The sequence below is a fragment of the Parasphingopyxis sp. genome, assembly GCF_052168295.1.
Taxonomy (GTDB): Bacteria; Pseudomonadota; Alphaproteobacteria; order Sphingomonadales; family Sphingomonadaceae; genus Parasphingopyxis.
Window position 1 is genome coordinate 1 of sequence record NZ_JBQLZN010000069.1, and the last position, 12236, is coordinate 12236.

A 12236-nucleotide genomic window follows, 5' to 3' on the forward strand; every position below is an offset into this window, starting at 1 on the left:
GAATTTTCCTCTCGGAAAATCGCCGCACCGGCCCACTCCCCCTCCCGGCCTCCCACGAGTGTACCCTGATTGGGAGGCCGGGAGGGGGAGTGGGCCGGTGCCGCGCTCGACCGTCAGGTCGAGTCTGACAAACTCATCCTTGCAATGTTGGAAAAATCCGCTTCCCTATCTCCGGGCGAAAGGATCACTGCGCCCATGAAAAACCGCACGCCCGTCATCTGCGATCGCTGCCGCGCCACCGGCTATCTCGGCGCAGGCAAGTTCGCCCAGCTCAAACCCCGGCTCGATTTCACCCCCGTGCCCCGCAAGACGAACCGCCATGACGGCTGGACGCCCGAGCGGCAGCGCGGCTTTATCGAGGCGCTCGCCCGCACCGGCTCCGTCACCCAGGCGGCCGAGGCCGTCAACATGGCCAAGGAAGGCGCCTATCAGCTCCGCCTCCATCCCGAGGCCGCCGAATTCCGCGATGCCTGGGCCGCCGCGCTCGACTATGGCACGCACGTCCTCGCCGATGCCGCGCTCGATCGCGCGATCCACGGCGTCCCCATCCCCATCATGCATGATGGCAAGCAGGTCGCCGAGCGCCGCACCTTCAACGAACGCCTGACCATGTGGCAGCTTCAGCACCGGATGCCCGAGACGTACGGCAAGCCCGGCGGCGCGGGCACCAAGTCCCCCGAAACCAGCGCGCGCGAGGCATGGGAGGCACGCGCCGACGATCGCCTGCGCGCGCTGGAGATCATGCTGATCCACTATCGCAACCGCGTGCAGATGGAGCGCGAACACCGCCGCGCCGGCGAGATCGCCGAGGCCGATTTCTACGCGCGCCAGCTCACGCACATAGAGGTGCTGATCGAAGCCGGCGGCGGGGCGAACGACTTGATCGAGATCGCCAACGGCAAACGCGACCCGGACCGCCCCTGGCAGCTCACCGATGACGACGCGCGCAAGCAGACGACGCTGACCGACCTGCTCGCCAAGACGCGCGCCGAAGCCTGGGCGGCCGAGGCGGCGGGCGAAGAGATGATCGGCCAGCACGGCCATGAGCAAGAGCTGCGCGCGATCGTGCGGCGGGGGCGGGAGGCGGACGGGGAGGTTGGCGACTGACGGCTGCGATAGCGCGTGGCTGTTCGCCGAACCTTACAACTGATAATTTGTATTCAAGTATCTATTTGCTTGATGGCGAATGTAAGCATCGGCTTTCGCTTCCTCGGCCTCGGCTGCGTCTTTTACCGACTCCAAAAACTGATGCATCGTCTGGATGGGTACTCGCGACGATATTCTGAGGCCGAAATGCGTAGGGAATATTCCTTGATAATCCTTTGCCACTTTCGATAGGCCGGGCGAAGCTGCAAAGAGATTCATCAAAAACTGTGGATGCATCGTTAGCTGCCGACGAACTCCAACCTTCTTGAGCGCTTCAACTACCTTGTATTCTTCCGTCAGCCACCAATTTGCAAAGCCATAGATACCATCACCGCCAACATCGCCTGTGGATCGCCGTTGCTGACGAACGTATAATGACAAATACGCGTCGTTCCACGCCAAGCGAGCGTCCTTTTTTTCCTCCTCTAACTCCTTCTCCAATTGACCTGCTTCAGATTCATCAACCGCTCGCCGAATTTCTTCCTTCGAAACAAAAGCAAGGCCAAACTTTCGTCTCAAGAAAGCACCGAAACTATCCATCCCGGACTTATCTCTGAACCAAGATGAGTCGCCGAAGTAAGAGAGAAACTGGTCCCAATTCGAAGGAGATTTTTCATGGTACTCTGGTTCAAGCCGACCATAAAAATACGCTCGGATCAGGATCTTATCAGAGTTCTGTACTTCAATTAACGCAGCCCTTTTCTCCCACGGAGCATAGAAGTTTTTGAATTCCAAGTCGGTGGAATGGATATGATGCCAAACCTCCTCCAACACATATTCTGTCAGATAAAGCTTAGCTCCGGCCCGAGAGAGCATCTTCAATGCATTCTGAGTCGCCCGCCCAACTGGATGCGCGCACACTTCTGAAAGCGCACGTACAATAACATCCGTGCCAACATAAAGACGAAGCTTCTTGATCAACTTACTGAAGTATGAAGCGACTCTCGCATCTCCTTTTATAGCGAACTCGATGCTGAATGCTTTGAAGAGCCTAAAGGCATGTTCTATTTCAAATTCGTTTGGGGAATAAAACGCATGTCTGATTGAGTTTTGGCAAGCTCTCATGACGACATATCTGTCGTCCTCGCTATCAATCCGACCTAGTTTCTCATCGATATATTCATGGGTTTTTATCTCATCATTGATCGACGCGCCTTTTATGGACGCTAGAAAATTAAGCCCCTGCTTCTCGAACGTTTTCTCAATCGCATGCCTACATGCATCTAGGGCCACGTCGATCCATTTTTCGGGTACGCCAGAATCAGTTAGGCGTGTGCGCATCGAGTCCCAAAAACTTACCTCTGCTTGCCGAACTGCCTGTCCATGTTCGCTAAACTCCGAACGCACATCAAAAGGCAAGCAATACCCGTTCTCCTTACGATGGTGCCGTATTCGCGGTGTACCCTGTTTGGAGGAAAGCCTTTTTATTCGATCGCCCAAAGCTAGGTCTTTTCGTTTCTTAACGGCCGGAAACTTGTCTTCCACAAATTCAATAATCTCTGCTTCAGACTTGAAAATACCCTCGTCAGGATCGGTTCCGGCGAGCGCCATATAGATAGCTGAATCCACTGCGAGCGGAAGTAAATCGCTTTCGTCGGGTTCAGATGCAGCATGAACCTCCATGTAGCTCATCACGCTCATTCGCTCGTTTGGGGAATATACGTCCGATACGTGATTTTTGAGCGTAGTCGCGGATTCTACAATCCGGGCAAAACTATCGGCGAAAATCGTTCCGGCGACATCATCAGTTTGCGTCTGCAAACTGATCCATCGCTTATCGAGCACGCGAACGCTAACGCCCGTTTCTTTCTCAAGAGAAGATTCGAGCAAGTCCTTTTGAGGAATCTGACGATTGGTCAAATAAGTCAGATTCTCTGGGTTCCTGTCAGTCTCTTTCAATCTTGCAATCGTTTGCCGAATTTTTTGCTTGGAGTCCGCGCGAACTGAGATCTGAACATAGTGAGCCGGTTTGCCAGATATTGGTCGGATGAATCCGTCTTGGCCTCCGTCATGCATCCCGCCAGTAGCCTCAAAGTCGATCCCGAGGACATGAGATAACAGGGCTTGCCCGAAGCTTTCGAAAGCATCCCCACCGACCGATTCGAGGATGTATGCAGTCAATCCGGGATCGAGACGAGCCAATTTTCACCCAAGCGCTGAAGCCTAACCGGTCTTGCCTTTAGCATTGCTGTAGCTCAATCCGCTACATCTTCATCCCGCAATTTTTCTGATGTCCGTACGTTCATGACAGACTTCGCCGAGTTCTCGTATCGTCGCCTTCTGGTGAACACATCCATTCCGGTCATTCCCTTAACGGCCCGGTAACGTCCAGCCGATAAATTCCTGTTTCCTTACAGGAGTTTGCGTGATGCTGGGACGATTCCTTGGCGACGAGCGCGGGGCGACGGCGATTGAATATGGGCTGATCGCGGCGCTGATATCGCTGGCCGCGATCCTCGCCTTTACGTCGCTCGGCCTGAACCTTGCCGATGTCTTCAATTCGGTGACCAACGCGATGCGGTAGAGGCGCTACTCTTCGCCCATTTTGAGGGCAGCGATGAAGGCTTCTTGCGGGATGGACACATTCCAGCACCCGCTTTGGAAAGCGCCCCACGCTTTCCAACAAGACGCGGGCACTTCCCGCACTTCGCCTTGCGGCAAAGCCAAGCGCTATTCTTCGCCCATTTTGAGCGCAGCGATAAAGGCTTCTTGCGGAATGCTGACGTTGCCATATTCCCTCATCTTGGCTTTGCCTTTCTTCTGTTTCTCCAAGAGTTTCTTTTTTCTGGTAATATCCCCGCCATAGCATTTCGCGGTCACGTCCTTGCGCATTGCGCCGATCGTTTCGCGGGCGATGACCTTGCCGCCGATCGCGGCCTGGATCGGGATCTTGAACAGGTGGCGCGGGATGAGATCCTTCAATCGCTCGCACATATGGCGGCCACGCGTTTCCGCCGCGTCGCGGTGGACGATCATGCTCAGCGCGTCGACCGGCTCCTGGTTGACGAGGATGTTCATCTTCACAAGGTCGCCCTCGCGATAGCCGACAGCCTCGTAATCGAAACTGGCATAGCCGCGCGAAATGCTCTTCAGCCGGTCGTAGAAATCGAACACCACTTCGTTGAGCGGCAGCTCGTAGACGAGCTGCGCGCGGCCGCCCACGTACGTCAGCTGCTTCTGGATGCCGCGCCGGTCCTGGCAGAGCTTGAGGATCGGCCCGAGATAATCATCGGGGACGTAGATGGTCGCCTTGATCCAGGGCTCCTCGATATGCGCGATCTTGACGACGTCCGGCATGTCGGCCGGGTTGTGCAACTCCATCTCCGTCCCGTCGGTCATGGTCAGGCGATAGACGACGGACGGGGCGGTCGTGATCAGGTCGAGATCGTACTCGCGCGTCAGCCGTTCCTGGATGATTTCGAGGTGCAGCAGGCCGAGAAAGCCGGCGCGGAAGCCCTGGCCGAGCGCGGCGCTCGTCTCCATCTCGAAGGTGAAGCTGGCGTCGTTGAGCCGCAGCTTGGAGATGCTCTCGCGCAGTTTCTCGAAATCGGCCGCATCGACGGGGAAGAGGCCGCAAAACACGACCGACTGGACTTCGCGGAAACCGGGCAGGGGCGCCGGGGCGGGGTTTTTGACCGTCGTGATCGTGTCGCCGACCGCGGTGTCCGCGACCTCCTTGATCTGCGCGGTGATGAAGCCGATTTCGCCGGGGCCGAGCTCTTCCAATTGCTCGATCTTGGGGCGCATGCAGCCGACGCGGTCCACCAGATGCTGGGTGCCGTTCTGCATGAATTTGATGTTGAGGCCCTTCTTGAGAACACCATCGATCACGCGGACGAGGATGACGACGCCGAGATACGGATCGTACCAGCTGTCGACGAGCATGGCTTTCAGCGGCGCGTCGCGGTCGCCGCCGGGGGGCGGGATTTTCTGCACGATCTGTTCGAGGATGGCCTCGATGCCTTCGCCCGTCTTGGCGCTGGCGAGGACGGCTTCGTCCGCCGGGATGCCGATGACTTCCTCGATCTCCTCGCGGACCTTTTCGGGGTCGGCGGCGGGGAGGTCGATCTTGTTGATGACGGGGAGGATCTCGTGATCATGCTCGATCGACTGGTAGACATTGGCGAGCGTCTGCGCCTCGACGCCCTGGGCCGCGTCGACGACGAGCAGCGCGCCCTCGCAGGCGGCGAGGGAGCGGGAGACTTCGTAGGCGAAATCGACATGGCCGGGCGTGTCCATGAGGCTGAGCTGATAGGTCTCGCCGTCCTGCGCGGTGTAGGCGAGGCGGACGGTCTGGGCCTTGATCGTGATCCCGCGCTCGCGCTCGATATCCATATTGTCGAGCACCTGCTCTTCCATCTCGCGTTCAGACAAACCGCCGGTTTGCTGAATAAGACGGTCGGCCAGGGTCGACTTCCCATGGTCGATATGCGCGATAATCGAGAAGTTCCGGATTTTCGAAAGGTCGGTCATTTCCCGCGCCCTTTAGCACGGGGAGCGCGCGCGGCAATCACTTACGGACCAAGGAACAGGTCCGCTACTCCCGCACGTTGGCGACGTTATAGGCGTAGGCCTCATCCTGCGTCAGGCAGCGGCGGGTTTCACCGTCGCCGACCGCCTGGGTCGCGTACATGACCTCGCTGAGCAGGCGGCGCGAGACGCCCATGCGGATCAGGAAATCATTATCCTCGGTCGCGAGCTGCGCGCTCGACTGTTCGATCTCGCCTATCAGTTCGACCGCACTGTCCGTGCCCGCCTGCACTTCCTGACGGATGATGTCGCGGTTGCCTGTATGGGTGAACATATGGACCATGAAATGGCCCTCGGGCTCCACGATCCGGAGCTGCCCGCCCATGAAAGCGAAGTTGCAGGCCGAAAAGCAGGCCCAGCCCGACGGAATGCGCGTGATGATACCGGGAAATTCGGAACGCAGCATCCGGCCCGCCTCGTTGCCGGCATAGGCATCGCCGCCCGGCGAGCGGAACCAGATTTCCGAAATCCGGTCGTCATTCTGCAGCACGTCTCGCAGCCGGTCGGCCAGGCCGGGCGTGATCATTCCTTCGGCCAGCAATACGCGCTGATTGCCCCGATCCTCGGCTGTCAGGGTCATGACCTGGTTCGCCGCCCAGTTCGGCGATTCCGGGCAGGTCGGATTGCGGTTGTCCGCCTGTGCGCCAGCCGAGGCACTGGCGCACAGCATCGCCGCGCCGGTGGCAATCAAAATCCGCAATCGGCTCATGAATCAGGCCGCCAGCACGTACCGCGTTGAAGGTGGTACGCGGCACATGGTTTTCGGGACCGTCGTTTCCTCGCCATCAACGATGATCACGTCGGTCACCTGCAGGCAGTCTCCGCCGCCGGCCTGTTCGGTCCGCCCGGTCACGGTCGAAGAGCCGCTGACCCCGGGGCGCGTATCGCTCGTCCAGGTTGCCGTCGAGCCGACTTCGCCGCTGCGCGTCGCTTCGACGGTCGCCTCGGCCGCCTTTTCCTGTTCTTCCGGATCGAGCCGGCAGGCGATTTCGGTGGCTATGACGTCTGCAAATTGCGCCGAAGGCACGAAGGTCGGGATGCCGATCGAACGTGCCGCGCTGCCGAGCAGCCCGCCGATCATCGAACGCCCGACGGACTCGCCGGCGGTGTCGCAATTGTTGGTTTCGTCGCTCGAACTCGAGGATCGCCCGCCGAGCAGCCCACCGAGCTGGTAGGCGGCCACCGGCTGCGTCGCCAGTGCGGCGACCACGAGGAATCCGATAACGCGATTGTCGCGGCTGGAAAAAATCATACTAGTCTCCTTGCCGACCCATATCTTTTATGTTGGTCATGCGCCTACATTTTACGGGCCGAAATATCAAGATTCTCGAAACGTTGTGCTGTGCTCCCGATCACCGGAAATGGTGATATCCATTTGTGGTCCCGCAGCGAATCTCGGCGCACCGCAGACAACCAAATATCAGCGCCATCGGCTTCTATTGGCCGCTTGCCGGCCGCGCTGGGCGATATCCGGGACGACTCCGCGCCGCCAACAGTGGCAAGCGAGTTGCGCTTGCCTCGGCGGTAAAGGCCGCTAGCATCGCGCGAAATATTTGAGGGGAGTGGCCCATGCGCCATATCGCGATCGTCGGCACTGGGCCGGCCGGCTATTATTCCGCCGAAGCCGCGCAGAAGCTGTTCGGCGAGGATGTGTCCATCGACATGATCGACCGCCTTCCGGTCCCCTACGGCCTGATCCGGTTTGGCGTCGCGCCCGACCACCAGTCGATCAAGAATGTCGCGCGGCGCTACGAGAAAGTGGCGCTGTCGGACAATGTCCGCTTCGTCGGCAACCTCACCGTCGGCGAACAAGTGAGCGTTGCCGAGCTGCAGGACCTTTACGACGCCGTCATCATCGCGACCGGCGCGCCGGACGATCGCGAACTGGGTATTCCAGGCGCCGATCTGCCGGGCGTGTTCGGGAGCGCCGCGTTCGTCGGCTGGTATAACGGCCATCCCGATCATGCCGAGGTCGATCCGCCGCTCGACGGCACGCATGTCGTGGTGATCGGCAATGGCAATGTCGCGCTCGATGTAGCGCGCGTGCTCTCCAAGACGCCCGACGAATTCGCCGGATCGGATATCGTCCTCCATGCCTATGAGGTTCTCGAAAAAGCGAAGACCGAACATATCGCGCTGCTCGGCCGGCGCGGGCCGCACCAGATTGCGATGACGCCGAAGGAGCTGGGCGAACTCGGCCGGCTCGAGCGCGCCGCCCCGCGCGTCGACCCGGACGATCTGCCCGAGGAGGGCGCCGATGCGCTGCTCGAACCCGGCATGCGCAAGTCGGTGACCTTTCTCCGGGAGTTTGCCGCGATCCCCGAATCCTACCGGGCCGACAAGACGGTCGAGATCGATTTCGACTTTTTCGCCGCGCCGGTCCGGATCGAAGGCGATGGCAAGGTCGAACGCGTCGTCGTCGAGCGCACCGAGCTCGATGCCGATCTGCGCAGCGTCGGCACGGGCGAAACCTATACGATCCCCGCCTCGATGGTCGTCACCTGTATCGGTTATCAGACGCCGGCGATCGAAGGCGTGCCCTTCGAACATGGCCGGGGACGGTTCGCCAATGACGAGGGCCGGATCTTGCCTGGCCTCTATTGCGTCGGCTGGGCCAAGCGAGGGCCGACCGGCACGATCGGTACCAACCGGCCGGACGGCTATGCCGTGGTCGATCTGATCGCCGAAGAGATCGGTGAGGGAGCAGGCAAGGCGGGCCGCGAAGGGCTCGACGCGCTACTCGCCGATCGCAAGGTCGACGTGGTCACGTTCCGGGACTGGAAGAAGATCGAGGAAGCCGAAGCCGAGCGCGCCCGCGAAGGATCTCCGCGCGAGAAATTCGTCGCCATCGAGGAGATGATCGCGGCGCGCGGGACGTGAAACCCCAACAGACCGGCGTGTCGTCCGGCCAGATTGTCCAGGCCTGTTTCGAGCATCGGCTGATCGACAAGATCGGCGGGCAATTGGTGCTACCGGACGCGCAGCCGGGCTTGTCGGCCTTGCCCGACCGCATCATGCTGATGCTGGTTTCCGCGCGCTCGGGAAGCACCTATGCGGGCCAGCTTCTATCGCGGACAGGGCATTTCGTGCGGATTTCGGATTCGCTCAATCCCGAACAGCTGGGTGCTGTGCGCGCAAAACATGGTCTCGCGGATGACGGTGCGGCGCTGCAATGGATGATCGCCAATCGCGGAACCCGAACGGCGTTCGGCGCCAAATGCGGCGAGCCCGGGCTGATCGGCGCATGGCATCTCGGCTTTCTCGACGCCGTGCTGGGCCGCGCGAGGCTTATCGTTCTGGAGCGCCGCGACACGGTCGCCCAGGCGGTGTCGCTGTTCCGGGCGCGGCTGAGCGGGCGCTATCACTCACCGCAAAAGGCACAACGCGCGGTCGTGCCGGAAGACTATGATCGCGACGCCATTGCGACGGATCTGCAGATCATCGAGCAGGTCAACGCAAATCTCGCGAAATTCGCCAGGCTTTCGGAACGGCCCTGTCTCCACGTCGTCTATGAAGATATCTGCGCCGATCCGAGCGGATTCGTGCATGCTGCCTGCGACCATCTCAAACTGCCTGTACCGGCCGGGATCGACAGCAAGGTGCGGGTCGAAATTCTGCGCGACGAGATCAATGCGGAGTGGGTCGAGCGTTACCGTCGTGGGGGTTGAACGGGATACGCTAAGCCCGGGTCAGCCAGTCTTCGAGGATGGCGTTGACCTGCTCGGGTGCCTCCTGCTGCACCCAGTGCGAGACGCCGGGGAGACGATGTAGTTCGAGCTTCGGTACCCACTCCTCAGTGCCCTCGGTGCAGCGGATGTTGAGCGCGACATCCTCTTCGCCCCAGATCATCAGCGTCGGTATGTCGACCCGTCCGTGGCCGAGATCGAGCGCGTCGCGATACCGTATGAGCGCACGGTAATAGTTGAGCATGGCCGTCAGCGCGCCTGGGCTGGCAGCGGCAGCAGCGTACACCGCCTGCACATCCGGACCGAAATTGCTCTGGTCGCAGCTCGATTTGACGAAAATCTCGCCGATCGCTTTTCCGTTGCCGCGCCCCAGCATCTTCTCGGGCAACCAGGGAAGCTGGAAGAAGAAGATATACCAGCTCTTCTTGAGCTGCCGCCAATGCTTGATCTCGCGCCGTCCGACCATCGGGTGCGGTACGTTCATGATTACGAGCCGGGCCAGCGGGCGGACCTTCTGGATCGCGAACTGCCAGGCGATGATGGCGCCCCAGTCATGCGCGATAAGTGTGACCTCTTCCGCGCCGCTCGCATCGATAATTCCGGCGATGTCCGCAGTCAGATTTTCGAGGCGATAGGCGTCCACGCCCTCCGGCCGGCTCGATCCGCCATAGCCGCGCAGGTTCGGCGCCCAGACGCGATAACCGAGCCGCGCGAGCAGCGGCATCTGGTAGCGCCAGGAAAAATGCAGCTCGGGAAAGCCGTGCAGGCACAGCGCGAGCCGGTCGCCGCTTCCGGCTTCGGCGAGTTCGAATCGTTGTCCGTTGGCCTCGATCCAGCGCATCGCGATGCCGCTGTCCGGTTCCGGGTTCCAGCTGAATCCGTCGTCCATGCGCCGACCGTAGCAGCCCGCAGGCTTTTCTGCTAACGTCTACGTAAACCAGAAAACGGGCCAGAAATCGGGAGAGACTTTGATGCACGATATCGTCATTCGTAACGGCACGATCGTCGACGGTTTGGGCGGCGAACCTTTTCAGGCGGACATTGCGGTCGATGGCGATCTGATCACGCAGATCGGCGAGGTGAGCGAGAAGGGCCGTGAGGAAATCGATGCGGGCGGGCGGATCGTCGCGCCGGGCTGGGTCGATATCCATACGCATTATGATGGCCAGGCGACGTGGGACGACGAGATGGGCCCGTCGAGCTGGCATGGCGTGACGACGGTCGTGATGGGCAATTGCGGTGTCGGCTTCGCACCGGCCAAGCCCGACAAGCATGACTGGCTGATCGGCCTGATGGAAGGCGTCGAGGATATTCCGGGCACCGCGCTCGCCGAAGGCATGACGTGGAACTGGGAGAGCTTCCCCGAATATCTGGACGAGCTCGAAAAGATGCCGCGCACCGTCGATGTGGCGACGCATGTCCCGCACGGCGCGATCCGCGCCTATGTGCTGGGCGACCGGGAAAAGCCGGGCGCCGTGCCGACCGACGAGGATATCGAGCAGATGTCGGCGATCGTCGAGGACGGGCTGCGCGCCGGCGCGCTCGGCTTCTCGACCTCACGCACGACGCTGCATCGCGATGTCGATGGCGAACTCGTGCCCGGCACGACGGCGACCAAGGAAGAACTGATCGGTATCGGCCGCGCGATGGGCCGTGTCGGCCATGGCGTCTTCGAAATGGCGTCGGATATGAAGAAGGAATGGGACGAGTTCGGCTGGATGGGCGATCTCAGCCGCGAAACGGGGCTGCCCGTCACCTTCGCCGCGCTTCAGTCGATCGCCAAGGAAATGACGCTCGACGAACAGATCGCAGCGACGGCCGAGGAGAATGCCAAGGGCGCCAATATCGTCGCGCAGATCGCCTTGCGCGGTAACGGCATCATCATGGCCTGGCAGGGCACGGTCCATCCGTTCGTTTTCAAGCCGGCCTGGGAAGAAATCGCAGAACTCGATTGGGACGCGAAATATGCGAAACTCAGCGACGCGGATTTCCGCAAGCGGATGATCGAGGAAGAGTCGGTCTATCCGGAGAATCCCGATCTGCTGCCGCTCTACATGATGATCGCCAACGGGTTCGCGCTGCAGTTCGAGATGATGGACGGCTTCAATTACGAGCCGACGGCCGAAGAGAGCGTCGCCGCGCGTGCCGAGGTCGCCGGGATGACGCCGACCGAATATGCCTATGAGCTGCTGATGCGGAACGACGGCAAGGGCTTCATCTATTATCCGATCCTCAACTATGCGGACGGCAATCTCGATTTCCTCCATCCGCTCCAGCATCGCGACGATACGGTGAACTCGCTGTCCGATGGCGGCGCGCATTGCGGCACGATCTGCGACGCGGCCTCGCCGACTTTCATGCTCGAACATTGGGTGCGCGACCGCGAGCGCGGCACGATATCGATCCAGAATGCGGTGAAGCGGCAATGCCATGATACCGCGCGGCTCTACGGCCTCAACGATCGCGGCGTGCTCGCGCCCGGCTATCTGGCCGATATCAACGTGATCGATCTGGAGAATCTGAAGCTCGAAAAGCCCTGGCTCGCTTTCGACCTTCCCGCGGGCGGCAAACGTCTGCTGCAGAAGGCGCGTGGATACGACTATACGATCAAGTCGGGCGAGATCACCTTCGTCAAAGGCGAAGTGACCGAGGCGCGCCCGGGCGGGCTGATCCGCGGTCCGCAGTCGATCGAGATGGCCGAAGCGGCGGAGTAGGCTGCAGCCTCTTTCGCGCGAAATCAGCAGTTGAAAGCGCGGGCGCCCGCCCGTATAGAGCCGCGTCTGCCTCCGAGATGGCCTGCGCATGCAGGCCGGACGCATCGGTCGGGGAGTAGCTCAGCCAGGTAGAGCACTGTCTTCGGGAGGCAGGGGCCGG

10 protein-coding genes are annotated in these 12236 nt (G+C 60.6%); 5 read left to right on the plus strand and 5 right to left on the minus strand.

Annotation, left to right across the window (positions count from 1 at the left end; genetic code table 11):
* Positions 1 to 195 precede the first annotated feature (195 nt).
* Positions 196 to 1107, plus strand: coding sequence for a hypothetical protein (locus tag ACTS1Z_RS11265; RefSeq protein WP_442624560.1), 912 nt, complete (start codon positions 196 to 198; stop codon positions 1105 to 1107).
* Positions 1108 to 1140: 33 nt separating this feature from the next.
* On the opposite strand, the gene ACTS1Z_RS11270 is transcribed toward ACTS1Z_RS11265, so the two are convergent.
* Positions 1141 to 3288: a hypothetical protein gene (locus ACTS1Z_RS11270; protein ID WP_442624561.1), complete on the minus strand. Its 2148-nt coding sequence runs from the start codon at positions 3286 to 3288 to the stop codon at positions 1141 to 1143.
* A gap of 226 nt (positions 3289 to 3514) precedes the next feature.
* On the opposite strand from ACTS1Z_RS11270, the gene ACTS1Z_RS11275 reads away from it, so the two are divergent.
* Positions 3515 to 3670, plus strand: coding sequence for a Flp family type IVb pilin (locus ACTS1Z_RS11275; protein WP_442624562.1), 156 nt, complete (start codon positions 3515 to 3517; stop codon positions 3668 to 3670).
* 146 nt (positions 3671 to 3816) lie between these two features.
* On the opposite strand, the gene lepA is transcribed toward ACTS1Z_RS11275, so the two are convergent.
* From lepA to ACTS1Z_RS11290, 3 genes are all read right to left on the minus strand, one after another.
* Complete coding sequence (lepA, locus tag ACTS1Z_RS11280; RefSeq protein ID WP_442624563.1) at positions 3817 to 5619, minus strand: translation elongation factor 4; 1803 nt, start codon at positions 5617 to 5619, stop codon at positions 3817 to 3819.
* Between the two features lie 64 nt (positions 5620 to 5683).
* Complete coding sequence (locus tag ACTS1Z_RS11285) at positions 5684 to 6385, minus strand: hypothetical protein (protein WP_442624564.1); 702 nt, start codon at positions 6383 to 6385, stop codon at positions 5684 to 5686.
* Positions 6386 to 6388: 3 nt separating this feature from the next.
* Positions 6389 to 6928, minus strand: a complete 540-nt coding sequence (locus ACTS1Z_RS11290; RefSeq protein WP_442624565.1) for a hypothetical protein — start codon at positions 6926 to 6928, stop codon at positions 6389 to 6391.
* 317 nt (positions 6929 to 7245) lie between these two features.
* On the opposite strand from ACTS1Z_RS11290, the gene ACTS1Z_RS11295 reads away from it, so the two are divergent.
* On the plus strand, positions 7246 to 8556 hold the full coding sequence (locus ACTS1Z_RS11295) for an FAD-dependent oxidoreductase (RefSeq protein ID WP_442624566.1): 1311 nt from the start codon (positions 7246 to 7248) through the stop codon (positions 8554 to 8556).
* Positions 8553 to 9344 carry a Stf0 family sulfotransferase gene (locus ACTS1Z_RS11300; protein ID WP_442624567.1) on the plus strand — a complete coding sequence of 264 codons (792 nt, stop codon included), beginning with the start codon at positions 8553 to 8555 and terminating at the stop codon, positions 9342 to 9344. The genes ACTS1Z_RS11295 and ACTS1Z_RS11300 overlap by 4 nt, the downstream gene beginning before the upstream one ends.
* A gap of 10 nt (positions 9345 to 9354) precedes the next feature.
* On the opposite strand, the gene ACTS1Z_RS11305 is transcribed toward ACTS1Z_RS11300, so the two are convergent.
* Complete coding sequence (locus tag ACTS1Z_RS11305; protein ID WP_442624568.1) at positions 9355 to 10251, minus strand: alpha/beta fold hydrolase; 897 nt, start codon at positions 10249 to 10251, stop codon at positions 9355 to 9357.
* 82 nt (positions 10252 to 10333) lie between these two features.
* Between ACTS1Z_RS11305 and ACTS1Z_RS11310 the strand changes: the two genes are divergently transcribed.
* Positions 10334 to 12076 carry an N-acyl-D-amino-acid deacylase family protein gene (locus tag ACTS1Z_RS11310; RefSeq protein ID WP_442624569.1) on the plus strand — a complete coding sequence of 581 codons (1743 nt, stop codon included), beginning with the start codon at positions 10334 to 10336 and terminating at the stop codon, positions 12074 to 12076.
* Positions 12077 to 12236: the final 160 nt, after the last annotated feature.

Bases quoted from the DNA above. Each gene is read 5' to 3' on its own strand.
- ACTS1Z_RS11265 (WP_442624560.1), top strand. From the start codon at position 196: ATGAAAAACCGCACGCCCGTCATCTGCGATCGCTGCCGCGCCACCGGC.
- ACTS1Z_RS11275 (WP_442624562.1), top strand. From the start codon at position 3,515: ATGCTGGGACGATTCCTTGGCGACGAGCGCGGGGCGACGGCGATTGAA.
- lepA (WP_442624563.1), bottom strand. From the start codon at position 5,619: ATGACCGACCTTTCGAAAATCCGGAACTTCTCGATTATCGCGCATATC.
- ACTS1Z_RS11285 (WP_442624564.1), bottom strand. From the start codon at position 6,385: ATGAGCCGATTGCGGATTTTGATTGCCACCGGCGCGGCGATGCTGTGC.
- ACTS1Z_RS11290 (WP_442624565.1), bottom strand. From the start codon at position 6,928: ATGATTTTTTCCAGCCGCGACAATCGCGTTATCGGATTCCTCGTGGTC.
- ACTS1Z_RS11295 (WP_442624566.1), top strand. From the start codon at position 7,246: ATGCGCCATATCGCGATCGTCGGCACTGGGCCGGCCGGCTATTATTCC.
- ACTS1Z_RS11305 (WP_442624568.1), bottom strand. From the start codon at position 10,251: ATGGACGACGGATTCAGCTGGAACCCGGAACCGGACAGCGGCATCGCG.
- ACTS1Z_RS11310 (WP_442624569.1), top strand. From the start codon at position 10,334: ATGCACGATATCGTCATTCGTAACGGCACGATCGTCGACGGTTTGGGC.